Consider the following 26522-nt stretch of genomic DNA (forward strand, 5'->3'; position numbering starts at 1 on the left):
GGGCCGAGGCGTGACGATCTTGGAGAGCATCCGGGGGCCGCACGATCTCAAGGCACTGTCAGAGTCGGAACTCGGTGAACTGGCCGGGGAGATCAGAGAGTTCCTGGTCCATGCCGTGGCCAGGACCGGCGGCCATCTGGGGCCCAATCTGGGGGTGGTCGAGCTGGCGGTCGCCCTGCACAGAGTCTTCGATTCGCCCGCCGACCGGATCCTGTGGGACACCGGGCACCAGAGCTATGTGCACAAACTGCTCACGGGGCGGCAGGACTTCTCGAAGCTCCGCTCCAAGGGCGGCCTCTCCGGCTACCCCTCGCGCGCCGAGTCCGAGCACGACGTCATCGAGAACTCCCACGCCTCCACCGTCCTCGGCTGGGCGGACGGGCTTGCCAAGGCCAACCAGGTCCTCGGCAGGGACGACCACGTCGTCGCGGTGATCGGCGACGGGGCGCTCACCGGGGGCATGGCCTGGGAGGCGCTCAACAACATCGCCGCCGCCAAGGAGCGGCCGCTGATCATCGTCGTCAACGACAACGGGCGCTCCTACGGCCCGACGATCGGGGGCCTGGCGAACCACTTCGCGACGCTCCGCACCACGGACGGTTACGAGCGGGTCCTCGCCTGGGGCAAGGACGTCCTGCAGCACACGCCGGTCATAGGGCAGCCGTTGTACGAGTCGCTGCACGGGGCGAAGAAGGGGTTCAAGGACGCCTTCGCACCCCAGGGGATGTTCGAGGACCTCGGGCTCAAGTACGTCGGGCCGATCGACGGGCACGACATCGAAGCCGTCGAGTCCGCACTGACACGTGCGAAACGGTTCCACGGGCCGGTGCTCGTGCACGTACTGACCGAGAAGGGGCGCGGATACCAGCCGGCCCTGGAGGACGAGGCCGACCGGTTCCACACGGTCGGCGTGATGGACCCGCTCACCTGCGAGCCGCTCGCACCGTCCAACGGGCCTTCCTGGACATCGGTGTTCGGGGCGGAGATCGCGGCGATCGGGGCCGAGCGGCCCGATGTCGTCGCCATCACGGCCGCGATGCTCCACCCGGTGGGGCTCACCGAGTTCGCCGAGAGGTTCCCCGACCGGGTCTGGGACGTGGGCATCGCCGAGCAGCATGCCGCGGTGTCGGCCGCGGGCCTGGCGACCGGCGGGCTGCACCCGGTGGTCGCCGTGTACGCGACCTTCCTGAACCGGGCCTTCGACCAGGTGCTGATGGATGTCGCGCTGCACAGGTGCGGGGTGACGTTCGTGCTCGACCGGGCCGGGGTCACCGGCGTCGACGGGGCCTCGCACAACGGCATGTGGGACATGTCCGTCCTGCAGGTCGTGCCGGGACTGCGGATCGCCGCCCCGCGCGACGCCGACCAGCTCCGCGCGCAGTTGCGCGAGGCGGTGGACGTCGACGACGCACCGACCGTGCTGCGCTTCCCCAAGGAGTCCGTGGGGGCGCCGATTCCGGCGATCGACACGGTCGGCGGGGTCGACGTACTGCATCGCGGCGACGATCCGCAGGTGCTGCTGGTGGCCGTCGGAGTGCTCGCGCCTGTGTGTCTGCAGGCCGCCGAGCTGCTCGAAGCGCGGGGGATCGGGTGCACTGTCGTCGATCCGCGCTGGGTCAAACCCGTCGACCCGGCGCTCGTCCCGCTCGCGGCGGCGCACACGCTGGTGGCGGTGGTAGAGGACAACAGCCGTACCAGCGGCGTCGGTTCGGCCGTCGCCCAGTCGCTGCGGGACGCCGAGGTAGACGTACCCCTGCGGACCTTCGGCATCCCCGAACAGTTCCTCGCGCACGCCAAGCGGGGAGAAGTGCTGGCCGACATCGGGCTGACGCCCGTGGAGATCGCGGGACGGATCAGCGCCGCCCTGGCCCTTAAGGAGAACTGAGAAGAATGACGGAAGTCGCGCCCAAAGGTTTCGATCTGACGGCTCTGCTGGCCGAACGCGGCGGTGAGCGCTACGAGCTGCATGCGCGGTATCTCAATCACCAGCTGCCGCGCATGCTGCACACCATCGGCTTCGACAAGGTCTACGAACGGGCCGAGGGCGCGTACTTCTGGGACGCCGAAGGCAACGACTACCTCGACATGCTCGCAGGATTCGGTGTGATGGGGATCGGCCGGCACCATCCGGTCGTACGCCAGGCCCTGCACGACGTGCTGGACGCCTCGCTCGCCGATCTGACGCGCTTCGACTGCCAGCCGCTGCCCGGTCTGCTGGCGGAGAAGTTGCTGCAGCACTCGCCGCATCTGGACCGGGTGTTCTTCGGCAACAGCGGTACGGAGGCGGTCGAGACCGCGCTGAAGTTCGCCCGGTACGCGACGGGCAGGAAGCGGATTCTGTACTGCACGCATGCCTTTCACGGGCTGACCACCGGATCGCTCTCGGTCAACGGCGAGGACGGGTTCAGGGACGGCTTCGCGCCGCTGCTGCCCGACACCGCGATCGAGATGGGTGATCTGGCCGCGCTGGAGAGGGAGTTGAAGCGCGGGGACGTCGCCGGATTCGTCGTCGAGCCGATCCAGGGCAAGGGGGTGCACGAGACCCCGCCCGGATTCCTGCGCGCGGCACAGGAGTTGCTGCACAAGCACAAGGCGCTGCTGATCGCGGACGAGGTGCAGACCGGCCTCGGGCGGACCGGGGACTTCTACGCGTACCAGCACGAGGAGGGCGTCGAGCCCGACCTGGTCTGTGTGGCCAAGGCGCTTTCGGGCGGATACGTACCGGTCGGCGCGACGCTCGGCAAGGACTGGATCTTCAAGAAGGTCTACTCCTCGATGGACCGGGTCCTGGTGCACTCCGCCAGCTTCGGGTCCAACGCGCAGGCCATGGCGGCCGGGCTCGCCGTTCTCTCGGTCATGGAGAGCGAGGAGACCGTCGCCAACGCGCGCGCCACCGGCGAGCTGCTGCGGAGCAGGCTCGCCGAGCTGATCCCGCGCTATGAGCTGCTGCACGACGTACGCGGCCGGGGGCTGATGATCGGCATCGAGTTCGGGCGTCCCGCCTCGCTGAAGCTGCGGAGCCGGTGGACCATGCTGCAGGCTGCCCGTAAGGGGCTCTTCGCGCAGATGGTCGTCGTACCGCTGCTGCAGAAGCACCGGATCCTTACCCAGGTGTCCGGCGACCACCTGGAAGTGATCAAGCTGATCCCGCCGCTGACCATCGGGGAGAAGGAGGTCGACCGCTTCGTGGAGGCCTTCACCGCCGTCATGGAGGACGCGCACGGCGGGGGCGGCCTGATGTGGGACTTCGGAAAGACCCTGGTGAAGCAGGCCGTCGCCAACCGGTGATCTTTTGCCTCAGAGGCAAGAAATTTGCCTCTGAGGTATACATCTGGCGTCATGGAGTGCATGAGCACTCCTGCCGACGAGCTCCCCGATGTGGCACCCCGGCTCCGCGAACTGCGCCGCCATGGTCGTCTCACGCTGGAGGCCGCCGCCCGCCGGGCCGGTCTGTCCGCCGCGCATCTCTCGCGGCTGGAGACCGGCGCGCGGCAGCCCTCGCTGCCGATGCTGCTCTCGCTCTCGCGTATCTACGGTACGACGGTCTCCGAACTGCTCGGCGAGGTGCCCCCGGAGCGGGACCCGATCATCCGCGGCGGAGGCGGCGGCGCCGTCGAGGCGGACGGCTGGACCTACCACCGCACCGGCGGCTCGGGGCGGGCGCTGCAGGCGCTGCGGCTGCAGGTGCCTTACGGGGCGCAGGGCGATCTCGTACGGGTCCACCCCGGCGAGGAGTGGCTGTACGTGCTCCAGGGGCGGCTGCGGCTGAGCCTCGGCGAAGCCGTGCACGAGCTGGAGTCCGGGGACAGCGCGCACTTCGATTCGCTGACCCCGCACCGGATCGCCGCCGCCACCCGCGACGGGGTCGAGCTGCTCTTCGTACACACCCTGCTGCAATCCCCTGATCTGCACTGAGAGGCCCGCACCCATGTCCATGAACGAGGAGAAGAAGTTCCCGCGCGGGCTGGTCATCCGGCTCTTCGCATACCTGGTGGCCGGTCACCTCTTCGCGGCCTTCGTCTATCTGCTCTTCACGCTCGGCGGTCAGCGGTGAGCAGCCGCTCGCGCAGGCGCTCGCGGGTCGCGTCCGTCACCTTGAGTCCTTCGGCCAGATAGCGGTCCGTGGTGCCCCAGACCTCTTCGATGGTGGCGAAGGCGCCTGCGAGGTAGTCGGCGCGCGCCTCGAACAGGGGGCTGAGCAGCGCCATGATCTCGGGGGACATCGCGTCGGGGGAGGTGCCGGTGCGCTTGATCTTGTAGCGGCGGTGCGGGTCGTTCGACTTGAGGTAGTCGGCCTCGATGGCGTCGCGCTCGACGCCGACCGCGAGGAGCGAGACGGCTATCGAGAGGCCCGCGCGGTCCTTGCCGGCCGCGCAGTGCATCAGGGCGGGGACGCTGTCGTCGGCCAGCGCGTGCAGGACGCGGCTGTGCTCGGCGGTGCGCAGCTTGATCATCTTGCGGTACGAGGCCGACATCCTGTCCGCGGCCTTGTTGTCGGCGAGGATGGAACGCAGCTGGTCGAGGTTGCCGTCGCGGACCATCGTCCAGAACTCGGCGCCGTCCGCCGGGTCGGAGAGCGGGATGTTCACATTGCGCACCCCGGGCAGCGCGACGTCCGCGCCCTCAAGGGAGTGGTCGGCGGCGTTGCGGAAATCGAAGATCGTGTGCAGGCCCAGGGTGGAGAGGAACGCGGCGTCCTCCGCGGTGGCGTGCGCGAGATGGCCGCTGCGGAAGAGCTTTCCGTACCGCACCTGCCTGCCGTCCACCGTCGGCAGCCCGCCCACGTCACGGAAGTTGCGCACTCCGGCCAGTTCGGGCTCTGTCGACGGGACCTGCGGCAGCTGCTGTGTCACGGGGGCTCCTCGGTGGTGTGGCGTCCTTGCCGATCTGACCTTGGCTTTTCGACGATACGACATGGGTTCCTGAGGCAATCGTCCCGGCTGCCTCTGACAAGGGCGTTGCCCTTCCGCTGCCGGGCCACCCATGATGTTCGCACCTGTGCGGATCTGGGGGTCTGGATGATTGAGTTCGGTGGCAACGGTCGTACCTGGGTGCTCTCCGGGGCCAAAGTCGGCTATGCGCTGCATCTGACGGAACACGACGAACTGCTGCATCTGCACTGGGGGCCGCGGATCTCCCTCGCCGATGCGGAGCAGCTGGCGGCCGAACCGCTGCCCAGGAAGTCGGGGTTCGAGTCGCCGCTCGACGGGGTCGAGGAGTATCCGGTCGAGGGCGGGCCGCGGTTCGTGCGGCCCGCGCTCTCGGTACGTACCGATCAAGTCCGCGGCACCGAGTGGCGGTTCGTCGACGCGGCGGCTGACGCGGACGAACTGCGGCTGCGGTTCGCCGATGCGGTGCACGGTCTCGGCATCACCCTGCACTACCGGGTGCGGGACGGCTTCGACGTGATCGAACGCTGGGTCACGGTGGTGCATGAGGGCGACGGATCCGCGCTGGAGCTCCTGCGGGCCGACGGTGCCACCTGGACGCTGCCGGTGCGCGACCACTGGCGCCTCAGCCAGCTGCACGGCCGGTGGGCGGCCGAGAGCCGGCTCGTACGCTCGGAGCTGACGTACGGCGAGAAGGTGCTCTCCAGCAGGCGCGGGCACACCGGGCACCAGCATCTGCCGTGGGTCGCCCTCGACGCGGAAGGGGCGACCGAGGACCACGGGCAGGTCTACGGCTGCGCGCTCGCCTGGTCAGGGTCGTGGCGCATCGCCGTATCTCAGCACCCGGACGGTGCGGTGCAGATCAACGGCGGTGCGGGCTATGACGATTCGGGTCTGGTGCGGCTCGCGGCCGGGGAGTCGTACACCTCGCCGGTCTTCGCCGGGCTGTGGAGCGACGGCGGGTTCGGCGGGGCGAGCCGGGCGTGGCATGCCTGGCAGCTGGCGCATGTGATCCCCGACGCCGGCCGGGCGCGGCCTGTTCTGTACAACTCCTGGGAGGCCACCACCTTCGACATCTCCGAGGAGCAGCAGCGGGTCCTCGCGCGGCGGGCCGCGGAGATGGGGGTGGAGCTGTTCGTCGTCGACGACGCGTGGTTCGGACAGCGGGTCAGCGACCGGGCCGGGCTCGGCGACTGGACGCCCAATCCCGACCGCTTCCCCGGCGGACTGAAGCCACTCGCGGACGAAGTGCACGCTCTGGGCATGCAGTTCGGGATCTGGGTCGAGCCGGAGATGGTCAACCCCGACAGCGATCTCTACCGGGCCCACCCGGACTGGGTGCAGCATCACCCCGGGCGGCGGCGGACCGAATTCCGCAACCAGCTGGTGCTCAACCTCGCCCGCAAGGACGTACAGGACTGTCTCTGGGAGCAGTTGGACGCGCTGCTCTCCTCCGCGCCCATCGACTATGTGAAGTGGGACTTCAACCGCTGCTTCACCGATGCCGGATGGCCCGACGAGCCCTACCCGCAGAAGCTGTGGGTCGAGCATGTGCACGGGCTCTACGCACTCCTGGACCGGCTGCGTGCCGCGCACCCGGACGTCGCCTTCGAGTCGTGCTCGGGCGGCGGCGGAAGGATCGACCTCGGGATCCTCTCCCGTACGGACCAGGTGTGGACCTCCGACAACACCGATCCGCTCGACCGCCTGGCGATCCAGGACGGCTTCAGCCAGATCCATCCGGCGAGGGTGATGGCGGCCTGGGTCACCGACAGCCCCAACACGCAGCTCAACGGGCGGATCAGTTCGCTCCGGTTCCGTTTCGTGAGCGCCATGGCAGGGGTGCTCGGCGTCGGCGGCGACCTCACCGAGTGGACCGAGGACGAGCGCGCGGAGGCGCGCGGCTGGGTGGAGCTCTACAAGAAGGTCAGGCCCGTGGTGCAGGGCGGCAAGCTCTACCGCCTGCGGGCGCCCGCGGGCGGACTGAGCGCCGTCCAGTACGTAAGGGACGACACCGTCGTGGTGCTCGCGTGGCTGCAGGCGCAGCACTACGGCGAGCAGCCACCGGCCGTACGCCTCAAGGGAATCGACCCGTCAGCGTCCTACGAATGCCTTGACACCGGGGCCGTCCACCGTGGCGCCGTGCTGCTCCATCGAGGGCTGCGGACCGGGCTGCGCGGAGACCTGGACGCGGCGGTCTTCCGGCTGCGGCGCCTCTGACGCGACCAGGCCATGAACGCTCCGCTCCGGAAGGGGTGGATGGGACACGACGGCAGTGCGGGGGTCGCTTCGGACATGGAGTCCGGGGCGGCCCCCGCACTGCCGTCTGCGGATGGGCCGCTTGTTGTACGCCGGTGCAAACAGCTGGAGCAGATCGGGGAAGAGGCCCGAATCTGGCGTATCCGCCGCCACCGGGCGCCGGGTAGCGTCGCAGCCCCACCGCTGAGGGGGAAACCCGATGAACTACCGCACCTCACTGCCGTGGCGCATCGTCACGGGTCTCGCCCAGTTCCTCGACGACCGGATCGGCTGGGACAAGCTGCCCGTCCCGCTCGGTCTCGGCACGCTCCTCGGGCTGCGGGTGAAACTGCGCCAGGAGAACCTCCACGACACGAACGCCGTCCCTTCGGTCAATGTGCCGGAGCCGGCGCCGCCCTCGGATTCGTACAAGGTCAACAGGACCTCCGACGGCAGCTACAACGACCTCGCCTCGCCCCGCATGGGCATGGCAGGCACCCGCTTCGGCCGCAACATCCCGCTCGACAAGATCCCCCCGGCCACCCCCGAGGACATCCTGTCCACGCCGAATCCCCGGGAGGTGAGCCGCGCGCTGCTCACCCGCGACGGTCTGATCGCCGCAGAGTCGGTCAACTCCCTGGTGGCCGCCTGGCTGCAGTTCATGATCCGCGACTGGTTCAGCCACGGTACGAGCCCGAGCGAGCGGCCCTGGACCGTGCCGCTCCTCGACGACGACCCGTGGCCCGAGAAGCCCATGCGGATCATGCGCACCCCTGACGACCCCACGCGCGACCCGCATGCCCCCGCGGGCACGCCCGACACCCGTATCAACACCTTCTCGCACTGGTGGGACGCCTCCCAGATCTACGGCACCGGCGAAGAGGAACAGCGCGAGATGCGCACCGGCGAGCACGGCAGGCTGCACGTCTGGGACGACGAGCGGACGCCGTTCCCTTCGGGTGCCCGACGCGACCCGTCCAGGGTTCCCGGCTTCTGGCTCGGACTGGCCCTGATGCAGGGGCTGTTCACCCGCGAGCACAACGCGGTCTGCGACCATCTGCACACCGCCTACCCGGAGTGGGACGACGAGGAGATCTTCCAGCGCGCCAGGCTGGTCACCGCCGCACTCATCGCCAAGATCCACACCGTGGAGTGGACACCGGCCGTCATCAGCCACCCGACCACCGTCGTCGCGCTGCGCGCCAACTGGTGGGGTCTGCTGGGCGAGCGGGTGCACGATCTCTTCGGCCGGATCGCCGACTCCGAGGTGGTCAGCGGCATTCCGGGCGGCGAGACCGACCACTACGGCATTCCGTACGCGCTCACCGAGGAGTTCGTCGCCGTCTACCGTATGCACCCTCTCGTACGCGACGACTGGAGCCTGCGCGCCGCCGACGACGACACCTCGCTGCGCGAGTGCTCCTTCCGCGACATCGCGGGACCCGAGGCGCTCAAGGTCCTGCAGACCATCCCCACCGCCGACCTCTTCTACAGCTTCGGCACGCTCCACCCGGGGCTGGTCACCCTGCACAACTTCCCCAAGTTCCTGCAGGAGTACGAGCGCCCCGACGGGCACCTCCAGGACCTCGCCGCCACCGACATCCTGCGCTCGCGCGAACTGGGCGTACCGCGCTACAACGCGTTCCGCAGGCTGCTGCGGCTGAAGCCCGCCGCGACCTTCGAGGACCTCACCGGAAACCCGGCCTGGGCCAAGGAGATCAAGCGGGTCTACGAGGGCGACATCGAGAAGGTCGACCTCAGCGTCGGGATGTTCGCGGAGAAACTGCCCGCCGGATTCGCCTTCAGCGACACCGCCTTCCGGATCTTCATCCTGATGGCCTCGCGCCGCCTCAACAGCGACCGGTTCTTCACCGAGTACTACACGCCCGAGGTCTACTCCAAGGCCGGCATCCAGTGGATCGACGACAACTCGATGATGACGGTGCTGCTGCGCCACCACCCCGAACTGCGCACCGCCATGGCCGGGTTGAAGAACGCCTTCGCCCCGTGGAAGACCGCCGCCGCTGCCGGCGCGAGCGGGACAGAGGAGGCGCGGCGCGATGCCAAGGGCTGATCTCGTACTGGAAGGCGGCGGCGTCAGAGGCCTCGGATCCGCGGGCGCGGTGATGCGGCTGCTGGAGGAGGGATACACCTTCCCGCGGACGGCCGGGACCTCCGTCGGCGCGATCGCGGCCGCCTTCGTCGCCGCCGGGACGGACGCGAAGCAGCTGCGTTCCGTCATGGACCGGCTCGATCTCTCCCGGATACCCGACCGGATGACACCCCGGGTGCCGCTGCTGAGCGAAGGGTTCTCGCTGCTCGGCGCGCGCGGTGCGTACAAGGGGGAGTGGATCCGCGAATGGCTGGAGGAGGAGCTCGAAGAGCTGGGCGTCTCCACCTTCGCCGACCTGCGGCGCGACGATCCGGACGCCGACGGGGCGCTGGAGGAGGACCAGAAGTACAAGCTGGTGGTGATGGCCACCGACGTCACGCACGGCAGGCTGCTCCGGTTGCCGTGGGACTACCACCGCTTCCATCTCAACCCCGATGAGCAGTCGGTCGCGGAGGCGGTGCGCTGCTCGCTGTCGATCCCGTTCTACTTCCGGCCGTGTGCGCTCACCGACGCGGTCACCAAGGAGGCGTCGGTGATCGTCGACGGCGGTGTGCTGTCGAACTTCGCGGTGGAGATCTTCGACCGCAGGGACGGCAGGGAGCCGCGCTGGCCGACCTTCGGCGTACAGATCCTGCCCGATCTGCCGGCGGGGAACGCCGAGCTGTTCCCGGCGCTCGCCGTGGTGATGTCGCCACCGCTGCAGCTCCTGCAGCAGGTGGTGGCCACCGCGCTGGTGGGCCGCGACCAGACGCACATGGAAGCCCCCGGCGTGCGGGAGCGGACGATGGCCGTCGACTGCTCGGGGGTGGGTATCACCGACTTCCGCCTCGGTGCGGCACAGCGGGAAGCGGTGGTGGAGGGAGGGGGCAAGGCCGCGGGGGCCTTCCTGCGGCGATGGGACGACGCCCATCGGTGAGGGTGTCCGGGTGATCGATGGTCCCGCCACTTATTCCGGCTTTACCCAAAACTGACCCGGTGGTTTAGATCACCCCGCGTCAACCCTTTATCCGGTCGCGTAGGTCACACAGGGCGATGCAGGATAGGTCCTTGTGGCTGACGATTCGAGATTCAAGAACAGTGACCTCATCGGTTCGTACGCGGCAATCGGGGACAGTTTCACCGAAGGTGTCGGCGATCCCGGACCCGACGGGACGTTCGTGGGCTGGGCGGACCGGCTCGCCGTGCTCCTCGACGACCGCGTACCCGAGCACACCTTCCGGTACGCGAACCTGGCGGTACGGGGCAAGCTCCTCGACCAGATCATCGAGGAGCAGGTCCCGAGGGCGAAGGACCTGGCCCCCGACCTGGTGAGCTTCAGCGCCGGCGGGAACGACATCATCCGCCCGGGCTCCGACCCGGACGACGCGGCCGAGCGGTTCGAGCGGGCCCTGGTCGATCTGCTCGGTGCGGTGCCCACCGTCATGGTGACCACCGGATTCGACACCCGCGGGGTCCCGGTGCTGCGCCACCTGCGCGGCAAGATCGCCACGTACAACGAACATGTCCGGGTCATCGCGGCACGCTACGACTGCCCGGTGCTCGACCTCTGGTCCCTCAAGACCGTCCAGGACAGGCGTGCTTGGGACGCGGACCGGCTGCACCTCTCTCCCGAGGGACACACCCGCGTCGCGCTGCGCGCCGCCCAGGTGCTCGGCCTCGACGTGCCCGCCGACCCCGACCAGCCCTGGCCGCCGGAGGCGCCGCGCGGGTCCGCAGAGGTACGGCGCGACAATCTGCACTGGGCGCGTGAGCACCTGGTGCCGTGGATCGGGCGGCGGCTGCGGGGCGAGAGTTCGGGGGACCACGTCGAGGCGAAGCGCCCGGACCTGCTGCCGCTGTGAGCAGCGGGACCGGGCGACCGGAGGTCTACGAACCGCTGCTCCAGGCCTGATCCGCGAGGAGGGCTTCCGCGCCGATCAGGGTGGTGGAGCCCGGCGCCGTACAGGCGTAGGCGCCGGAGACCGCGCCCAGGCGGGCGCACTCCAGGGGGGTGCGGCCGGCCAGCCTGCCGTACAGGAAGCCGCTGACATAGGCGTCGCCCGCTCCGTTGGAGTCCACCACGGGGGACGGCGGGAGCGTCGCCGGGATGTGCACCGGGACCGGGCCGCCGTCGCGGGTGAGGACGCGGGATCCGTCCGCGCCCGCCGTGGCGACGACGACCTCGGCGCGGCCCTCGCGGAGGATCTCGGCCATCACCGCTTCCGTACGGCTCCCCGCGCCCGCCGCACTGAAGAAGACGACGTCGGAGCGGAGCGCGAACTCCCTGTGATGGTCGGCCAGTCCGTCCCAGTCGTGCAGATCCGTGGAGCAGGGGACGCCGAGCGCCTCGATGTCGTCGTACAGATGGCGGCTGAAATCCATGATGGAGAGATGGACATGGCGGGTGCGGCGCAGCAGCGGGAGATAGTGGTCCCGGGGCATGCGCAGGTCTGCCGGGTCGCGTGCGTCGTAGAAGGACATCCGGCGGCCTGCCGCGTCGACCAGATTAACCGCGCGCCGGGTGCCCGCGGGTGAGATGAGCGGGGCGAACTCCACGCGGCCCTTGGCCAGCCGCTCGCGCACCTGGGAGCCGATCCAGTCGTCGCCGATGTAGTCGGCCAGTGCCGAGCGCAGACCGAGTGCGCGGGTGCCCAGGGCGACGTTGCCGCCGGTGTGGCCCGGCCACTCCTGGATCGGGCCGACGTGGACCGCGTCGGCGAGGGGCACGGGCAGGGCGTCGACGCGGACGACGGTGTCCACACCGCTGCCGCCGATCACCAAGACGTCGTACTCCGTGTGCTGTTGAACCACGATTCCGCCTCTCTGTTCCCGCCGTGTCCCAGTATCCCGGGTGCCCGGAGGTGATGGGATGTGGCCCGACCTCTCCTGCGGAAGGAAACATTCCAGATGTCTGTACGCACCCCTTCGCCGCGCGTCCCGGCTGCGCCGCGTGCCTCGTCGGCCGTCGCCAAGTCGCTGGCCGCAGCCGTTCTCGCCGGCGGGCTCCTGACGGCCGGCGCCACCCCCGCGGCGGCCGTCGTGTCCGTCGCGCCCGCCGCACACCCGGCGCCCGCGACCGTCACCGTGACCGGGGAGGGTGCCGCGTCGACCGCCCCCGACATGGCCGTCCTCACCACCGGGGTCGAGGTCACCGAACCGACGGCCAAGGAGGCCCTGTCCGCGCAGTCCGCGGCCTCCGCCAAGCTGCTCGCCGCACTGCGCAAGCAGGGGATCGCCGACCGCGACGTCCAGACTGAGAGCCTCTCGCTGAACGCCGTCTACCAGCAGGACACGGCGGGCGGCACGGCCAAGCTGACCGGGTATCAGGCGGGGCAGGCCTTCTCCGTGAAGATCCGTGACATCGGCAAGGTCGGCGCGGTGATCCAGGCCGTGATGGACGCGACGGGCGACGCCGGCCGGGTCAACGGGGTCGCCTTCGACGTGTCCGACCCGGATGCGCTGCAGTCGGCCGCTCGCAAGGCCGCGGCGGGCGACGCCCACGACAAGGCCGCCCAGCACGCCAAGCTCGCCGGGCGCAGGCTCGGCAGGCTGGTGTCACTGACCGAGGGGGAGAGCGGCCGGCCGCGGCCGGTGGCCATGCCGGCCGTCGCGTACGACAAGGAGAGCGTGCCGGTAGCGCCGGGCGAGATCGAGGACCGGATCCAGGTCACGGCCGTGTACGAACTGAACTGACGCGCCCGCCTCTCAGCGCGCCGGGTCTGCCAACTCCGCGCGCTTCAGGCCCAGTTCGCGGGCCAGCGCCTCGTCGGTCCACTCCAGCATGGTGGCCTTGGTGAGGGCGCCGGCGTACGACGTCATCTGGACGGCGAGTCCGTCGAGCAGCGCGGTCAGCCGCCAGGCCGCCGCTGAGGGGTCCGCGCAGGTGAACTCGCCCGCAGCGGCGCCCTCGGCGATCACCTCGGTCAGTGCGGCCTTCCACTGCTGGTCGAGCTCGCGGGTCACCGTGCGCAGGGCGGGCTCGCGCAGGGACACGGACCAGCCCTCGATCCACAGCCGCCATCCCTTGGCCTGCCCGGTCGGTGCGTACCAGCGGACGGCGGTGCGCAGCCTGCGGACCGCGCTCGTACGCCGGCCGAGGAGCTTGCGCAGATGGGCGAGATCGCCTTCGGCGGCGTAGGTGAAGGCCGCTGCCACCAGATTCTCCTTGGTGGAGTAGTGGTACAGCACGAGTGCGTTGCTGACTCCCAGGGCGGAGGCGACGTCGGCGATACGGACCGCCGCCACGCCCCGCGACTGGATCTGTTCGACGGTGGCGCGCAGCAGTTCCTCGCGCCTCTCCTCCACGCTCAACCGCACTCTGGCCATGGGGCGACCCTAGCCTTCGTCATACGTACCAACCGAACCGGTCCGCGATCACCGGCAGCCGGTCGGCGACGATCGCGTGCGCCGCCGCGCGGGGAGTGATGCCGTCCGCTTCGGCGCGCGCCAGCATCTGGTCGATCAGCGCGCGCATGGAGCGGCGCGTGTACGCGAAGGCCTCGTCCGCGTCGGCGCCGATGTCGCCGAAGAGGGTCCACCACCACCAGGCGTTCGTGCCGGAGTTGACGACCACGTCGGGCAGCACGGTGATCCCCCGCGCGGCGAGGAGCTCCTCCGCCTCCGCGAGGACCGGCATGTTCGCCGCCTCGATGATCCAACGGGCGGTGATCTGCGCCTGGTTGGCCTCGGTGACGGCGTACGAAACGGCGGCCGGCACCAGTACGTCGGCGTCCGCGGACAGCCAGGCTCCGCCGGGCAGCTCGCGGTCGGCCGCCCGCAGGACGGAGCGGTCCACGACTCCGTAGGCGTCGCGCGCCGAGAGGAGCGCCTCGACGTCGAGGCCTTCCTGGTTGGCGATCGTGCCCTTCACATCGGCCACGGCGACGATGCTCAGCCCAGCGCGTGCGAGGAAGCGGGCGGTCGCCCCGCCCATCGTGCCGAGACCCTGCACCGATACCCGGGTGCCCTCGTACGCGACGCCCGCCCGGTCCAGCGCGGCCAGCACCGACTCGGCGACACCGCAGCCGCCCACCAGCGCGTCGAGTCCGATGCCGTCCACCTCGACGGCGAACGCGTCGGCGAGGCGCGTGCGGGCCGCCGCCTCGTCGTCGAGGAGCGGATACACGGCCTGGATCGACGAGATGAGCCCGGCCTCCTCGGCCGCCCTGTCCACGATGTCCTGGGTCAGCCCCAGGTCCTCGCCGGTGGTCCAGAATCGCTCGATGTACGGGCGCACGGCGCGGAGGTAGCGGACCAGGATGCCGTACGCCGCAGGGTCCTGCGGGTCGCAGTCGATGCCGCCCTTCGCGCCGCCGAGGGGGATGTAGCGGCCCTGCGGGTTGTAGTGCAGGGCCTCCTTCATGGTCATCCCGCGCGCGAGGCCCGCGACCTCCTCCAAGGTGCAGCCGGGTCGCATCCGCAGGCCGCCGCTGGAGACACCGCGCACCAGGCGGTCGACGACCAAGTGGCCCTGGCGGCCGGTGACATGGTCGGTCCAGGTCAGCGAGATGAGGGGGGCGGTGGTCATGCGGCGGGCTCCTCGGGAACGGTGATCAGGGTGGGGCCTGTGGTGTTCAGGGCGCGCCCGAGGATCGCGCGGCGAGCTCGCCGGGGGACCCCGAACGCCTGGGTCACGCCGTGTGCGGAGAGCGCTCGTGCGACGGCTTCTCCGCCGGTCAGTGGCTCTGTCATCGCCGGCTCCGGGCGATGGTGAGGCCCATGGCGGGGAGATCGGGCATGGTGCCTCCAGGTGTGTGGGGGGTGGAACAACTGAACCGTCGGTCAGTATCCGAAGATCGTCAGGGCCTTGTCAATGCGACTGTTTACTGAACAGTCGGTCAGTAACTGATGGCGTTCCTTAACCGGGGCGTTCCTCCGTTGTCGTACCGGCCGCACATAATGGAGACGACATCGAACACCAGGAGGTCACGTGTCCGGCTCCCGATCCCTTCGATCCGGCCTCGGCGCACTGCGGCCGGACGCCTTCGGCGTGGACCCGGCAGGGGCGCGGATGGAGAGGATCCGCCGCTCTCCGAACTTTGCGGACGGCGTCTTCCAGAACCCGCTGGGCGCACGCACCAGGCCCACGGGTTCGATGCTGGAGTTCGCGAAGGTCTACTTCCGCAAGGAGGAGCGGGTTCTCAGATCCCCCTCCGGCACCATCCCCGTACACCCCACGACCTTCGCCGACCTGGCCAGGGAACCGGCTTCCGGGCTGCGGCTCACCTGGATGGGGCATTCGAGCGTGCTGGCCGAGATCGACGGGCGCCGGGTCCTTTTCGACCCGGTCTGGGGCGACCGCTGCTCACCCTTTGCCTTCGCAGGGCCCAAGCGGCTGCACCCCGTTCCGCTGCCGCTGGCGGCGATCGGCTCCGTCGACGTCGTGGTGATCTCCCATGATCACTACGACCACCTCGACCTGCCCACCATCAAGGCCCTCGCCGGCACGGACACCGTCTTCGCCGTCCCGCTCGGCGTCGGCGCCCACCTGGAACACTGGGGCGTCTCCCCGGACCGGCTGCACGAGCTGGACTGGAACGAGACCACGAAGATCAACGGCATCAGTCTCACCGCGACCCCTGCCCGGCACTTCTGCGGGCGCGGACTGCGCAACCAGCAGCACACGCTCTGGGCGTCCTGGGCCGTCGCGGGTCCCGAGCACCGGATCTACCACAGCGGTGACACCGGGTATTTCCCCGGATTCAAGGACATCGGCGCAGGGCACGGCCCCTTCGACGCGACGATGATCCAGATCGGTGCGTACAGCGAGTACTGGCCGGACATCCACATGACCCCGGCCGAAGGCATGCAGGCCCACCTCGACCTCCAGGGCGGCCGGCCGCACGGCGTCATGATGCCCATCCACTGGGGCACCTTCAACCTCGCACCGCACGCCTGGACCGACCCCGCCGAATGGGGCATGGACGCGGCGGAAGAAGCGGGCCAGGCGTTCGCCACCCCCAAGCCGGGTGAGCCGTTCGAACCCGCGGGGGACCTCCCGACCGATCCGTGGTGGCGGCCGGTGGCCGGACCTATCGCACGCCCGTGGCGACGTACGAAGCCGGTCGTGAGCGCGTCCGTGCCCGTACCGGCCGCGCTCGATCTGTCCGGCGAGCGCTGAGGAGCCGAAGCGCAGCGTTCAGCGTGGAGGCTTCTTCCCGGCCGGCCGGAAGCCGTGGAAGGCGAAGAGTCCGGCCGCCACCACGAGGGCACCGAGCAGGTGGAGCGCCGACTGGATTCCGTCGGCCAGGCCGGCGGCGCGGCCCGGGCCCGTGCCGTGCGCCCTGCTGGAGGCCAGGGGCACCAGGACCGCCACCCCGAGGGCGACACCGAGCTGGAACGACGTCTGGCGCACACCGGCGGCGAGCCCCTGCTCATGAGGGGCGACACCCGAGGTCGCGGCCAGGGTGGAGGTGATGGTGGTCGCCATGAACGCCATCCCCATGGGGAGCAGTGCCATGGCGAAGAGCGCGATGTGCGGTGCGGCGGAGACCTGCGAGGCCATCAGCGAGATGAACAGGCCGGAGAGCACCGTCGCGGCGGTGATGGAGCCGCGCAGACCGATGCGGTGGATCAGCCTGCCGATCACGAGGCCGAATGCGATGTTCAGGATGCCGACCGGCGCGACGATGAACCCGGCTTTCAACGGGGAGTAATCGAGCACCTGTTGGAGAAACATGGTCGCCAGCAGATAGGCGGCCCCGGAACTCGCCCCGGAGAACACCGATACGAGGTTCGCCGCGCGCAGCGGCCGGGAGCGGAAGAGTTCCAGGCGGACCAGCGGCTCCGGGTGCCGGGTCTCGTAGCGGAGGAAGCCGGTGAGCAGCGCGGCACCGGCCGACAGGGGAAGGAGAAACGCGGCCGAGGACCATCCTGATGCCACGCCCTGCGCGGGGGCGGCGACGATCAGGGAGACCCCGGCGGTGATGAGGACGGCGCCGACCACGTCGATGCGATGAGGCTGCCGGGCGGCGCGGACCATGTATTTCGGCGTGAGCAGTGCCACCAGGAGGCCGACCGGCACGGTCACGAAGAACACGCTCTGCCAGCCCCACGTACGCACCAGGATTCCGCTGAGAACCAGGCCGCCGACGAATCCCAGGACCGTCGCGATGCCGAACCTGCTCATCGCCTTCACCCGCTCTGGCCCCTCGGGCACGGAGGTGGTCAGCAGTGCCAGGGCCGTCGGCGCGATCAGCGCGGCCGAGAGGCCCTGGAGGGCCCGACCGGCGATCAGCGTCATCGCGTTCTGCGCGAGGCCGCACATCAGTGAGGTCGCGGCGAAGCCGACCATGCCGATCGCGAAGACGCGGCGCCTGCCCAGCAGATCGCCGATCCGTCCGCAGAGGATGAGTGCACCGCCGAAGGCCACGTTGTAGGCGGTGACGACGCTCTGCACCCCGGCCTGGGAGAAGCCGAGTCGCCGCTGGATGTCCGGGACGGCGACGGTCACGATGGAGGCGTCGAGCATGACCATGAACTGGGCGCCGAGCATCAGCGCGAGTCCGATCCCCGCCCCGGCGTTGCCCGCCACGGCCGCCGGTGCGTCCGCGCGGGCCGGAGGCTGCACGCGCATGAGGAGTCCCCTTCCGTCGCCTGCTGTTCCGGGCCGGTCACCTCACTGTGCTTCGCCGTCACGAAGGGCGCTGGCGGGAATCGGACACAGCGCTCGGCGGCATATCGCGCGGTTGCCCAGGTTTCGGGCGCGCGTGCGAACTCTCATAGCAGAGCGGGATGGTGAGCGTACAAGTTTGTCAACTGGGCATCGAGCGTGACTGCTTGACGACTACTGTGTGTGGCTGCTGATCAACGCGCGGCCACATCGACCCTGTTGGGCCCGCGTTGATGAGTCATGGGTTCCCACGTACCGAGGACGCTGATGTCTCATCTTCGCGCACCCGCCGCGCGGACGGACCGCCCCGAAGGCGGCCGGCACGGCCGGCCGGGCACCCGTCCCGCGTCCGCCCCTGGGCGGAACGCGCCTTCGCCCGGCCGCGACGGCCGGCTCCGGTCCGCACCCCCAGGTCTCGAGGCCCGCATACGGCCCCAGTTCCTGCGTACCGCGATACTGCCCACCGTGGTCGCCGCGCTGAGCGGTGCGGCGGCAGTCGTCTACACGATCCACGCGGGACATGTGCATCCCTCCTCCGCGCTGCGCGGAGCACTCACCGGCTTCGCGGTGCTCGCCGTCGCGGCCATCGCATCCGCCGCGCTCGGCGCCGACCGCATCGCCCGGTCCGTGCTGAGCCGCTGCAACGCGCTGCGCCGTACCAGCGCACGCTCCCAGGCCGATCTGCGGGCGGTCGTCGACCAGTTGAGACGCGGCGAAGGGCCGCCGGTACGGCGCGCCCAGCCGCCGAACACCACGCACGGTGACGCCTTCGACCTGCTCTCCCAGGAGCTGGGGCGGGCACACGAGGTCGCCGTCGCATCGGTGGTCCAGGCCGCGCAGCTCTCCAGCAGCGCGGGGGACGAACAGAAAGTCGAGGTCTTCGTCAATCTCGCCCGCCGGCTGCAATCGCTCGTGCACCGCGAGATCCAGCTGCTCGACGAGCTGGAGAACCAGGTCGAGGACCCGGAGCTGCTCAAGGGGCTCTTCCACGTCGACCATCTGGCGACCCGCATCCGCAGGCACGCCGAGAACCTGGCCGTCCTCGGCGGAGCCATCTCGCGGCGCCAGTGGTCCAACCCGGTCTCGATGACCGAGGTGCTCCGCTCCGCGATCGCCGAGGTCGAGCAGTACCCGCGCGTGAAACTGGTGCCGCCGATCGACGGCACCCTGCGCGGTCATGCCGTCGCCGACGTCATCCACCTGCTGGCCGAACTGGTCGAGAACGCCACGGTGTTCTCCGCGCCGCACACCCAGGTGCTGCTGCGCGCCCAGCACGTCACCTCCGGACTCGCCGTCGAGGTGGAGGACCGGGGCCTGGGCATGTCCGTCACCGAGACCAACAAGATGAACGCGCTGCTGGCCGACCCCGACCAGGTCAACGTCGGGCATCTGCTGCGGGACGGGCGGATCGGCCTGTACGTCGTCTCCGCGCTGGCCCGCAGGCACGGCATCTCGGTCCGGCTGCAGACCAACATCTACGGCGGGGTGCAGGCGGTGCTGATCCTGCCCGCGGGGCTGCTCGGCACCGATCAGGAGGGGCTGCCGCAGGCGGCGGGGGCGGGTGTCCCGCCACCCGCGCCCGCACCGGCATTCGTTCCCGTACCGGCGCCTGCTCCTGTGCCGTTCGTTCCGGCACAGTCCGCGCCTCCGCAGCCCGCACAGCTGCCCGAACCGGTCGCCGTCCACACGGCACTTCCCGTACGCGACACCCAGGGCGAGCGCCCCAATCCGGCCGCCGCACTCCCGGGAGTGCACCACGGACCGCGTCCGGACCACGACACCACCGAGACGGTCGCGGCCGCGCCGCACCTTCCGGCCGGAAGCCGCCCCCTGCTGCCGCGTCGCCGCAGCCAGGAGAACCTCGTTCCGCAGCTCAAGGAGGCGCCCGTCCCGCGCCGGGACGACGAGCACCCCGAGGCGCACGACCCGGGGCTGATGGCGGCCTTCCAGCGGGGCATCTCACTGGCCGAGGCGGAGCCCGTGGCGCAGCCGGTACAGCCGCTCGACAACGACACCTTCAAGGAGTAAATGACCATGGCGAGTGATGTGCCGACCGGCCAAGTGTCCGACCTCGACTGGCTGTTGAGCGGACTGGTCCAGCGCGTCCCGTTCACCCGCAGCGCCGTCCTGCTCTCCGCGGACGGACTGGTGAAGTCCGTCCACGGGCTGGACGCCGACAGTGCCGACCACATGGCCGCCCTGGCCTCCGGCCTGTACGCGCTGGGCCGCAGCGCGGGGATGCGCTTCGGCGACGGCGGCGACGTACGCCAGGTGGTGGTGGAGCTCGACTCGACCCTGCTCTTCGTCTCGACCGCGGGCTCGGGCACCTGTCTGGCCGTACTGTCCGGCCGCGAGGCGGATGCCGCGGTCCTCGGATACGAGATGGCGATGCTGGTCAAGAGCGTACGGCCGTACCTCGTGACGCAGGCCCGCAGGCCGGCCGAGGCGTCCAGCGCCACGGGGCGCTGACGGTGCCGCTACCGCAGGAGGGGCCGTGGCTCGACGACGCGGCGGGCCGGCTGATCCGTCCGTACGCCGTCAGCAACGGCCGTACCCGGCCCACCGCCGCGCTCGACCTGCTGACCCTGGTCAGGGCCACCGGGACGCCGCCCCCTTCCCATCTCGGGCTCGAACACACCCAGGCGCTGGGACTGTGCGGGCTGCAGTCCACCTCCGTGGCGGAGATCGCGGCCCATCTGCGACTGCCCGCCGTGGTCACCAAAGTGCTCCTCTCCGACCTGATGGAATGCGGCGCGGTCGCCACCCGCGCCCCGCGATTCGACGAAGAACCCACCGACCTTTCTTTGCTGGAGGCAGTGCTCGATGGCCTACGACGACGGCTCTGATCTCTTCCCCACCGCGCTGAAGATCCTGGTCGCGGGCGGCTTCGGGGTCGGCAAGACGACCTTTGTGGGAGCGGTCAGCGAGATCTCGCCGCTCAGTACGGAGGAGATGCTCACCGAGGCCGGTGAGGGGACCGACGACCTGGACGGTGTCGAGTCCAAGACCACGACGACGGTGGCCATGGACTTCGGACGCATCACGCTCAGCCCCGAGCACGTGCTGTACCTCTTCGGCACACCCGGCCAGGAACGCTTCTGGTTCATGTGGGACGAACTGTCCGCAGGTGCGCTCGGCGCTGTGGTCCTCGCCGACACCAGACGGCTGATCGACTGCTTTTCCGCGATCGACTTCTTCGAACAGCGCGGCCTCGGATTCGTCATCGCCGTCAACGAGTTCGACGGCGCCTACCGCTACGAACCCGAGGAGGTGCGGGCCGCGCTCGACCTCAAACCGGAGGTGCCCGTCCTGCTCTGCGACGCCCGGATCGCCAGTTCCGGCATCAGAGCCCTGGTGACGCTCGTACAGCATCTGCTCACCGCCACTCCGGCCACGGACGACCAGGGAGCACTCTCGTGACGTACAACCCGACCGACCGCCTGTTGGTGACCCCCGTCGACCGGGAGGCCCCGGACCGGGTGCGGCGGCTGCGCCAACTGGGCATAGGGGAGCGTCCGGACGCAGGATTCGACGACTTCGCGCGGCGGCTGGCGGAGGCCACGTCGGCGCCGTACGGGATGGTCAACTTCATTGACGAGAACCGGCAGTTCTTCGCCGGACTGCACACCCCGGACGGCTCCCATGTGGGCACCGACCTGACCACGGTGGCCGCCGCGGGGGTCATCGGCCGGATCCTCGCCCGCGACCACGGCTACTGCCCGCATGTGGTCGCACGACGCAAGGCGCTGGTCCTGGACGACGTCTGCGACTACCCGCGGTTCGCGGGCAATCCGGTGGTCGACGAGATCGGCATCCGCTCCTACATGGGGGCGCCGCTGATCGACCGCACACAGATCGTGATCGGCACGGTGTGCGTGGCGGACACCGAGCCCCGGGCGTGGGGCCGTGAGGGGCTCGAGACCATCAAGTCCATGGCGGCGGAACTGGTCGAGCAGATCCACCGCCGGGAGGAAGGCCTCTACTGAGGTTGCTGCCGGCCCCCGGGATCAGACGCTCACCTCGGTGCCGTCCGGGAACTCCAGCCGGACCCGCTCGCCGTCCACCTCCACGGTGATCGACTCGCGCAACGACTGCGGGTGGACGGTGTCGCGGGAGAGCGCGATCAGGGAGACGTGCACGCTCCGGCCGCCGGGGAGCCGCTCGCTTCGCGCGTACGGCGTCGCGGACTGCGGGCCGTACGCGTTGGCCTGTACGTCCCTGGCGACCGAGGTCTCCTGCCAGCCGTACAGCGCCACGATCGCGCTGGTCAGGCCGTCGGGTGTACGGGCAAGAGCCCAGCCGGGGCCGGATTCGGCGGCGGGGCGGTCGGCGGACGCCACCGCGTAACCGCCTTCGCGCACGGTCGCGCCCTCCTGCGCATCGACGCGGTGCACCCGGATCTCCCACGGTCCGTGCAGCACGCTCGTGGTCTCGACCCGGCACCCCGCCGCTTCGTCCTCGTACCACGACGACGCGGTACGGCCCTGGCAGGCGACCGGGTGGATACGGCGGCGGCGCGAGGGGGTCCCGTCGGCGGAGAGGACCGCGAGATGACTGTCGACCGTACGGGCGAAGGCGTGCGGGGCCGCGTCGGGTGCGGTCGCCGAGGAGTAGCCGAGTTTCGCGTAGTGCGGGTCGTCGTGGGCTTCGCCCTCGGGCGGGTTGTGATCGCTGCCGTGGTTGATCAGGCGCACGATGCCGTCGTCGCGCGTCCCGTGCAGCAGCCAGCCGGGGGCGGGCAGGGCCGTGTACCGGTCGGACTCCTCGATGGGCAGGGCCTGTTCGCGTGCGGTCCAGGTGGGGTGGTCGGCGGGCAGCAGCAGTCCGAGGAATCCCTTGGACGCCCAGTAGGGCGAGGCGGGTCCCGAGTACGGCTGGGTGGCGGGCAGGAAGGTGTCGTACCAGCCGAGGGTGAGCAGCCCGCGCTCGTCGGGGACTCCGCGCTCGGCGAAATGGCGCATGGTGCCCGAGGCGAGGCGGCGGGTGCGGCCCGGGGGGAGCGGGGTGCAGTCGGCGAGGGCGCCCATCCAGACGGGGGCGAGGGTCGCGTAGCGGTAGGTGAGCGAACGGCCCTGGTGGACGGGGGAGCCGTCGGTTCCGAAGAAGTGCTGGTAGCCGTCGAGGAATTGGCCGAGGCGGTCGCGGTAGACCTTGGTGCGGCCGGTCTCGGGGTCCTCGCCCGCGATGCGCGACCAGAGCAGCGGATAGAGGTGGAGCGCCCAGCCGACGTAGTAGTCGAAATTGCGGCCGTCGCCGTCGGTGTACCAGCCGTCCCCCACGTACCAGTCCTCGATGCGGTCCAGGCCGCCGTCGATGTCCGACTGGCTGAAGGGCGCGCCCACGGAGGCGAGGAACTGCTCCGAAACGACCTGGAAGAGCCGCCAGTTGTTGTCCCAGGTGCGGTTTCCGACGAACCCGGAGAACCAGTCGACGACCCGCTCCTGGACCTTGGTGTCCAGCTTGTCCCAGATCCAGGGGCGGGTCTCGTGCAGACCGACGGCGATGGATGCCGCCTCCACCATCTGCTGTGAACACTCGGTGAGCCGGGGCCAGGCCTCACGGGAGGCCGGGTCCGTGCCCGTTGTCAGACCCTGGGCGTAGCGTTCGATCAACAGCGGGTCCACCTCGCCGTGGGCCCCCGCTATGCGGAAGGCGGCGAGCAGGAATGACCGTGCGTACCCTTCGAGACCGTCCGACACCACCCCCGACCAACTGCCGCGCCCGGGCAGCCGGTACTGCGCGAAGCCCGGCGTCGCGTACGGCACGAGCGCGTCCAGCAGATGGTCGGCGAGGGCCTCCCAGTGCGCGCGGGTCCAGCCGGTGCGTGAAGAGAGCAGCCGGTCGGTCGGGGGGAGATGCAGGAAGGGCGGCGTCATCCGGGTCATGCTCCTGAGCTTATGAATCGAAGAGAGTGCTGGGGTCGGTGGGAGGGGTGGGCAGGGCGAGGGCAGCCAGGGCTGCCTTGCCGTCGGCGTCGATCGGGTACGCCCACCGGTCGACGAAGAAGCCGGTGAGGTCGTGGCCGGTGACGCGGCTCAGGTAGGTGGCGAAGTTCGTCCAGCGCAGCGCGTCCTGGGTCTGCCAGTCGGACTGGGGGTTCTCCTCGCGGATCAGCCGGTGCAGCTTCGGCCAGATACCGGTGCCGAAGGCCAGTTCCAGCTGGCGCAGCGAGACGAGCTTCTCGTACGCGCCGAAGGAGGTGTTGAAGGCGAGCCCCTCGGTGCCGAGTTTGGGCAGCGCGCTCTGGAACCAGTTCAGCCCGGTCGTGGCGTCGACCGTGAGCAGATTCGATCTCTGGCCGAAGACGCGCTGGGCGGCGAGCGAGTAGATGTTGACGGAGACCTCGGTGAGTCCCGAAGGGCGGTAGGCGAACTGCTGATGTAGGTGCCCGAGTTCGTGGTAGAAACCCCAGCCTCGGTTCCGCACGCCGTCGACCGTGATCAGGCGGTCGAGGTAGGCGACGGGGAAGGCGTTGAAGTAGTGCGTGGCGTAGGCGCCGACGCCGGCGGGGACCTTGGACACCTCGACGAACTGGTACTTGCCGGCCTTGCGCCGGTGCAGCGGGGCGGAGTCGTCGAGTCCGCTCACCGCGGCGTGCGAGGCGATCAGGTTCTCGACCAGCGTCATCAGCGTGGTGTGGTCCTCGTTCCGATGAGCGAGGAAGTCGGCACGCGTGACGGTGACAATGGCGTGCGGGGAGGTCAGTTCGACCCAGGCCGATCCGGTGAGGGTGTCCAGCTGGGTCTGGAACCCTGATTCGCTGCTCTCCCCGAGGACGAAGGTCGGCATCTGTACGGTGCCTGCGGTGAAGGTGACCTGGGCGCGCTCGCCGTTGCCCGGCAGCCGCAGATAGACCGGCCCGCCGTAGGTGTCGGTGACCGTGTTGGTGCCCTGGGCCAGGGTGAAGGCGCGAGGGACCCGCTGGGCGGTGACCTCGTGGTAGTTGTCGTACGTGCCGATGTGCAGGGTCGGCAGGACGCCGTCGTACGCCGTGACCTTGACGGTGACCGGCGTCCCGGGCGGGGCGTACTGGCCTGTCGTGATGAAGTCGCTGCCCCGGTAGGTGGTCGCGAGGCGGAGCCGCTCGGTCTCGGCGGCGGGAAATGCGCCGGCGGTGACCGCGGTCGCGCGGGAACGCGCCGACGCGCTCCCCGAACCGAGCAGCGTGGCGGCGCCCGCCCCGGCGAGCGAGGCGAGTGCGGTGCGACGGTTGACAGGGTGTGACATGCGCATACGAATGCTCCCTGGTCTGGTGGAGAACGTCAGTCGGAGAGGGTGCTGGGGTCGACGGGCGGGGCGGGCAGCTTCAGCGCTGCGATCTCGGCGAGCCCGGTGGCATCGATCGGGAACGCCCACTTGGTGACGAAGAAGTCGGTGAGGTCGAAGCCCGAGACGCGGCTCGCGTAGGTGGAGAGCGCCCGGTACTGCCTGGCCTCGACGGCCGGCGGGTGGTCGTAGTCCTCGACGGGCTCGTCGTGCTGGTGCTCGGCGCGGACCAGCTGGTGCAGGCGCGGCCAGAAGTCCTCGCCGAAGGCGAGTTCGAGCTGACGCATCGGGACGAGCTGTTCGTACGCCCCGAAGGACGTCGTGTAGGCGAGGCCCGGGGTGCCCAGCTTGGGGGCCGCGGACTGGAACCAGTTGAGGCCGGTGGTCGCGTTCCTGGTCAGCAGGTTCGAGGGCTGGCCGAGGGTGCGCTGGGCGGCGAGCGAGTAGATGTTGACGGTGACCTCGGTGAGGGTGCCGGCCTGGTAGGCGGCCTGCTGGTTGAGGTGACCGAGCTCGTGGTACAGACCCCAGCCGCGGGTCGTCAGCCCCTGGACGGTGCAGAGCCGGTCCATGTACGCGCGGGGGAACCCGTTGAAGCCGTGCCAGGCGTAGGCGCCGACCCCCTTGGGGACCACGCTGACCTCGTTGAAGTGGTAGCGCCCGGCCTTGGGGCGGTCCAGGCGGGTCCTGCCGTCGAGGCCGCTGACCCGGTCGTGCGAGCCGATGACCGTGTCGAACAGGCGCATCAGCGCGGTGTGGTCCTCGCCGCGGTAGAGCAGCGCGCCCTCGCGGGTGAGGGTGAGGATCGCCCGCTCGGTGGTCAGCTCCACCCAGGGCACGTCGGTGATCGTGTCCAGCTGGGTCTGGAACTCGGCCTCGGTGGTGCGTCCGAGATCGAAGACGGCCATCGGGGCGGTGCCCGCCACGTACCGGACCGAGGCGTGCCGACCGTGGCCCGCGAAGCTCAGGTAGAGCGGTCCGCCGTAGACGTCGGTGACGGTGTTGCGGCCGGGACGCAGGGGGAAGACGCGCGGGGTCTTGAGCGCGACGTCGGTGTTGTAGTCGTCGAAGGTGCCGATGTGCAGTACCGGCAGGACGCCGTGTGCGGCCCGGACGTCCACGGTGACCGCGGCACCGGGCGCGGCGTATCGGCCGGTGGGGATGAACTCGCTTGCGCGCAGCGAGCGGTCGAGGCGCAGCCGCTCGGTCTCCGCGCCGGGGAAGGCCGTGATCAGCTGGGTGTCGCCCCGGCCGTGGGCGGAGGCGGGAGCGGCACCGATCAGGGCGGCGGCTCCCGCACCCGCCAGCGCGGCGAGTGCGGTGCGCCGGCTGAAGGCGGTGGTGGAGGGCGTGTTCACAGAGCGCATCCGTAACTCCCGGAGACAAAGGGCGATGGAGAGGCGTAAGGGATGCGCGCCAGCATGTA

Annotated in this window: 24 protein-coding genes; 15 read left to right on the plus strand and 9 right to left on the minus strand. The window is 70.1% G+C overall.

What is annotated here, in order from left to right; all coding sequences use genetic code 11:
- The first annotated feature begins 10 nt into the window (after window positions 1–10).
- The 4 genes from dxs to AB0H78_RS34990 are packed head-to-tail and all read left to right on the plus strand — an operon-like array spanning window position 11 to window position 4054.
- Entirely contained in the window at window positions 11–1885 is a 1875-nt protein-coding gene (gene dxs / locus AB0H78_RS34975; protein ID WP_363238833.1) for a 1-deoxy-D-xylulose-5-phosphate synthase, read from the plus strand.
- 5 nt (window positions 1886–1890) lie between these two features.
- A complete protein-coding gene (locus AB0H78_RS34980; RefSeq protein WP_363238834.1) occupies window positions 1891–3288 on the plus strand; it encodes an aspartate aminotransferase family protein in 1398 nt (465 codons plus the stop codon).
- A 51-nt stretch (window positions 3289–3339) separates the two neighbouring features.
- Window positions 3340–3915: an XRE family transcriptional regulator gene (locus AB0H78_RS34985; RefSeq protein ID WP_363238835.1), complete on the plus strand. Its 576-nt coding sequence runs from the start codon at window positions 3340–3342 to the stop codon at window positions 3913–3915.
- Between the two features lie 13 nt (window positions 3916–3928).
- A complete protein-coding gene (locus tag AB0H78_RS34990) occupies window positions 3929–4054 on the plus strand; it encodes a DUF6126 family protein (RefSeq protein ID WP_363238836.1) in 126 nt (41 codons plus the stop codon).
- Here the strand turns inward: AB0H78_RS34990 and AB0H78_RS34995 are convergent.
- Window positions 4032–4853, minus strand: coding sequence for a tyrosine-protein phosphatase (locus AB0H78_RS34995; RefSeq protein ID WP_363238838.1), 822 nt, complete (start codon window positions 4851–4853; stop codon window positions 4032–4034). The two genes, AB0H78_RS34990 and AB0H78_RS34995, sit on opposite strands and share 23 nt — an antisense overlap.
- A 165-nt stretch (window positions 4854–5018) precedes the next feature.
- Here AB0H78_RS34995 and AB0H78_RS35000 point away from each other — a divergent pair, with 165 nt between their 5' ends.
- The 4 genes from AB0H78_RS35000 (at window position 5019) to AB0H78_RS35015 (ending at window position 11081) form a co-directional block, all read left to right on the plus strand.
- Window positions 5019–7109, plus strand: a complete 2091-nt coding sequence (locus AB0H78_RS35000) for an alpha-galactosidase (RefSeq protein ID WP_363238839.1) — start codon at window positions 5019–5021, stop codon at window positions 7107–7109.
- Window positions 7110–7347: 238 nt separating this feature from the next.
- The gene (locus AB0H78_RS35005; RefSeq protein WP_363238840.1) at window positions 7348–9201 is read left to right on the plus strand and encodes a peroxidase family protein; all 1854 of its coding nucleotides are present in this window, start codon (window positions 7348–7350) and stop codon (window positions 9199–9201) included.
- Window positions 9188–10156 carry a patatin-like phospholipase family protein gene (locus AB0H78_RS35010; RefSeq protein WP_363238841.1) on the plus strand — a complete coding sequence of 323 codons (969 nt, stop codon included), beginning with the start codon at window positions 9188–9190 and terminating at the stop codon, window positions 10154–10156. Before AB0H78_RS35005 ends, AB0H78_RS35010 begins: the two co-directional genes overlap by 14 nt.
- A 133-nt stretch (window positions 10157–10289) precedes the next feature.
- A complete protein-coding gene (locus tag AB0H78_RS35015) occupies window positions 10290–11081 on the plus strand; it encodes an SGNH/GDSL hydrolase family protein (RefSeq protein WP_363238842.1) in 792 nt (263 codons plus the stop codon).
- Between the two features lie 25 nt (window positions 11082–11106).
- Here AB0H78_RS35015 and AB0H78_RS35020 read toward each other — a convergent pair whose 3' ends face one another.
- The gene (locus AB0H78_RS35020) at window positions 11107–12030 is read right to left on the minus strand and encodes a PfkB family carbohydrate kinase (protein ID WP_363238843.1); all 924 of its coding nucleotides are present in this window, start codon (window positions 12028–12030) and stop codon (window positions 11107–11109) included.
- 96 nt (window positions 12031–12126) lie between these two features.
- Here AB0H78_RS35020 and AB0H78_RS35025 point away from each other — a divergent pair, with 96 nt between their 5' ends.
- On the plus strand, window positions 12127–12912 hold the full coding sequence (locus AB0H78_RS35025; RefSeq protein ID WP_363238844.1) for an SIMPL domain-containing protein: 786 nt from the start codon (window positions 12127–12129) through the stop codon (window positions 12910–12912).
- 12 nt (window positions 12913–12924) lie between these two features.
- Here AB0H78_RS35025 and AB0H78_RS35030 read toward each other — a convergent pair whose 3' ends face one another.
- From AB0H78_RS35030 to AB0H78_RS35040, 3 genes are read right to left on the minus strand one after another with little or no spacing between them, the layout of a single operon-like run.
- Complete coding sequence (locus tag AB0H78_RS35030) at window positions 12925–13545, minus strand: TetR/AcrR family transcriptional regulator (RefSeq protein ID WP_363238845.1); 621 nt, start codon at window positions 13543–13545, stop codon at window positions 12925–12927.
- A gap of 19 nt (window positions 13546–13564) precedes the next feature.
- Window positions 13565–14746 (minus strand): Glu/Leu/Phe/Val dehydrogenase dimerization domain-containing protein, encoded by a 1182-nt coding sequence (locus AB0H78_RS35035; protein WP_363238846.1) that lies wholly within the window; start codon window positions 14744–14746, stop codon window positions 13565–13567.
- Entirely contained in the window at window positions 14743–14910 is a 168-nt protein-coding gene (locus AB0H78_RS35040) for a hypothetical protein (protein ID WP_363238847.1), read from the minus strand. The genes AB0H78_RS35035 and AB0H78_RS35040 overlap by 4 nt, the downstream gene beginning before the upstream one ends.
- Before the next feature lie 238 nt (window positions 14911–15148).
- Here AB0H78_RS35040 and AB0H78_RS35045 point away from each other — a divergent pair, with 238 nt between their 5' ends.
- Entirely contained in the window at window positions 15149–16339 is a 1191-nt protein-coding gene (locus AB0H78_RS35045; RefSeq protein ID WP_363238848.1) for an MBL fold metallo-hydrolase, read from the plus strand.
- Window positions 16340–16357: 18 nt separating this feature from the next.
- On the opposite strand, the gene AB0H78_RS35050 is transcribed toward AB0H78_RS35045, so the two are convergent.
- The gene (locus tag AB0H78_RS35050) at window positions 16358–17794 is read right to left on the minus strand and encodes an MFS transporter (RefSeq protein WP_363238849.1); all 1437 of its coding nucleotides are present in this window, start codon (window positions 17792–17794) and stop codon (window positions 16358–16360) included.
- Window positions 17795–18097: 303 nt separating this feature from the next.
- Between AB0H78_RS35050 and AB0H78_RS35055 the strand changes: the two genes are divergently transcribed.
- Genes AB0H78_RS35055 through AB0H78_RS35075 form a run of 5 tightly spaced genes read left to right on the plus strand, consistent with a single transcriptional unit; the run spans window position 18098 to window position 21816 of the window.
- Window positions 18098–19858: an ATP-binding protein gene (locus AB0H78_RS35055; RefSeq protein ID WP_363238850.1), complete on the plus strand. Its 1761-nt coding sequence runs from the start codon at window positions 18098–18100 to the stop codon at window positions 19856–19858.
- Between the two features lie 6 nt (window positions 19859–19864).
- Window positions 19865–20299: a roadblock/LC7 domain-containing protein gene (locus AB0H78_RS35060; protein WP_363238851.1), complete on the plus strand. Its 435-nt coding sequence runs from the start codon at window positions 19865–19867 to the stop codon at window positions 20297–20299.
- Window positions 20300–20301: 2 nt separating this feature from the next.
- On the plus strand, window positions 20302–20676 hold the full coding sequence (locus AB0H78_RS35065) for a DUF742 domain-containing protein (protein WP_363238852.1): 375 nt from the start codon (window positions 20302–20304) through the stop codon (window positions 20674–20676).
- Window positions 20654–21250 carry an ATP/GTP-binding protein gene (locus AB0H78_RS35070; protein ID WP_363238853.1) on the plus strand — a complete coding sequence of 199 codons (597 nt, stop codon included), beginning with the start codon at window positions 20654–20656 and terminating at the stop codon, window positions 21248–21250. Before AB0H78_RS35065 ends, AB0H78_RS35070 begins: the two co-directional genes overlap by 23 nt.
- Window positions 21247–21816 carry a GAF domain-containing protein gene (locus tag AB0H78_RS35075; RefSeq protein ID WP_363238855.1) on the plus strand — a complete coding sequence of 190 codons (570 nt, stop codon included), beginning with the start codon at window positions 21247–21249 and terminating at the stop codon, window positions 21814–21816. Before AB0H78_RS35070 ends, AB0H78_RS35075 begins: the two co-directional genes overlap by 4 nt.
- Window positions 21817–21837: 21 nt before the next feature.
- Here the strand turns inward: AB0H78_RS35075 and AB0H78_RS35080 are convergent, their stop codons facing one another.
- From AB0H78_RS35080 to AB0H78_RS35090, 3 genes are read right to left on the minus strand one after another with little or no spacing between them, the layout of a single operon-like run.
- On the minus strand, window positions 21838–23706 hold the full coding sequence (locus AB0H78_RS35080; protein ID WP_363238923.1) for a DUF2264 domain-containing protein: 1869 nt from the start codon (window positions 23704–23706) through the stop codon (window positions 21838–21840).
- A 19-nt stretch (window positions 23707–23725) separates the two neighbouring features.
- Window positions 23726–25057 carry a M60 family metallopeptidase gene (locus tag AB0H78_RS35085; protein WP_363238856.1) on the minus strand — a complete coding sequence of 444 codons (1332 nt, stop codon included), beginning with the start codon at window positions 25055–25057 and terminating at the stop codon, window positions 23726–23728.
- 35 nt (window positions 25058–25092) lie between these two features.
- The gene (locus tag AB0H78_RS35090; protein ID WP_363238857.1) at window positions 25093–26463 is read right to left on the minus strand and encodes a M60 family metallopeptidase; all 1371 of its coding nucleotides are present in this window, start codon (window positions 26461–26463) and stop codon (window positions 25093–25095) included.
- Window positions 26464–26522: the final 59 nt, after the last annotated feature.

This window comes from Streptomyces sp. NPDC050738, assembly GCF_040654175.1.
GTDB lineage: Bacteria > Actinomycetota > Actinomycetes > Streptomycetales > Streptomycetaceae > Streptomyces.

Coding starts and splice junctions, on each gene's coding strand:
- AB0H78_RS34980 (WP_363238834.1), top strand. CDS start 1,891: ATGACGGAAGTCGCGCCCAAAGGTTTCGATCTGACGGCTCTGCTGGCC.
- AB0H78_RS34985 (WP_363238835.1), top strand. CDS start 3,340: ATGGAGTGCATGAGCACTCCTGCCGACGAGCTCCCCGATGTGGCACCC.
- AB0H78_RS34990 (WP_363238836.1), top strand. CDS start 3,929: ATGTCCATGAACGAGGAGAAGAAGTTCCCGCGCGGGCTGGTCATCCGG.
- AB0H78_RS35000 (WP_363238839.1), top strand. CDS start 5,019: ATGATTGAGTTCGGTGGCAACGGTCGTACCTGGGTGCTCTCCGGGGCC.
- AB0H78_RS35005 (WP_363238840.1), top strand. CDS start 7,348: ATGAACTACCGCACCTCACTGCCGTGGCGCATCGTCACGGGTCTCGCC.
- AB0H78_RS35010 (WP_363238841.1), top strand. CDS start 9,188: ATGCCAAGGGCTGATCTCGTACTGGAAGGCGGCGGCGTCAGAGGCCTC.
- AB0H78_RS35025 (WP_363238844.1), top strand. CDS start 12,127: ATGTCTGTACGCACCCCTTCGCCGCGCGTCCCGGCTGCGCCGCGTGCC.
- AB0H78_RS35030 (WP_363238845.1), bottom strand. CDS start 13,545: ATGGCCAGAGTGCGGTTGAGCGTGGAGGAGAGGCGCGAGGAACTGCTG.
- AB0H78_RS35035 (WP_363238846.1), bottom strand. CDS start 14,746: ATGACCACCGCCCCCCTCATCTCGCTGACCTGGACCGACCATGTCACC.
- AB0H78_RS35040 (WP_363238847.1), bottom strand. CDS start 14,910: ATGACAGAGCCACTGACCGGCGGAGAAGCCGTCGCACGAGCGCTCTCC.
- AB0H78_RS35050 (WP_363238849.1), bottom strand. CDS start 17,794: ATGCGCGTGCAGCCTCCGGCCCGCGCGGACGCACCGGCGGCCGTGGCG.
- AB0H78_RS35055 (WP_363238850.1), top strand. CDS start 18,098: ATGTCTCATCTTCGCGCACCCGCCGCGCGGACGGACCGCCCCGAAGGC.
- AB0H78_RS35060 (WP_363238851.1), top strand. CDS start 19,865: ATGGCGAGTGATGTGCCGACCGGCCAAGTGTCCGACCTCGACTGGCTG.
- AB0H78_RS35070 (WP_363238853.1), top strand. CDS start 20,654: ATGGCCTACGACGACGGCTCTGATCTCTTCCCCACCGCGCTGAAGATC.
- AB0H78_RS35080 (WP_363238923.1), bottom strand. CDS start 23,706: ATGACGCCGCCCTTCCTGCATCTCCCCCCGACCGACCGGCTGCTCTCT.
- AB0H78_RS35085 (WP_363238856.1), bottom strand. CDS start 25,057: ATGTCACACCCTGTCAACCGTCGCACCGCACTCGCCTCGCTCGCCGGG.
- AB0H78_RS35090 (WP_363238857.1), bottom strand. CDS start 26,463: ATGCGCTCTGTGAACACGCCCTCCACCACCGCCTTCAGCCGGCGCACC.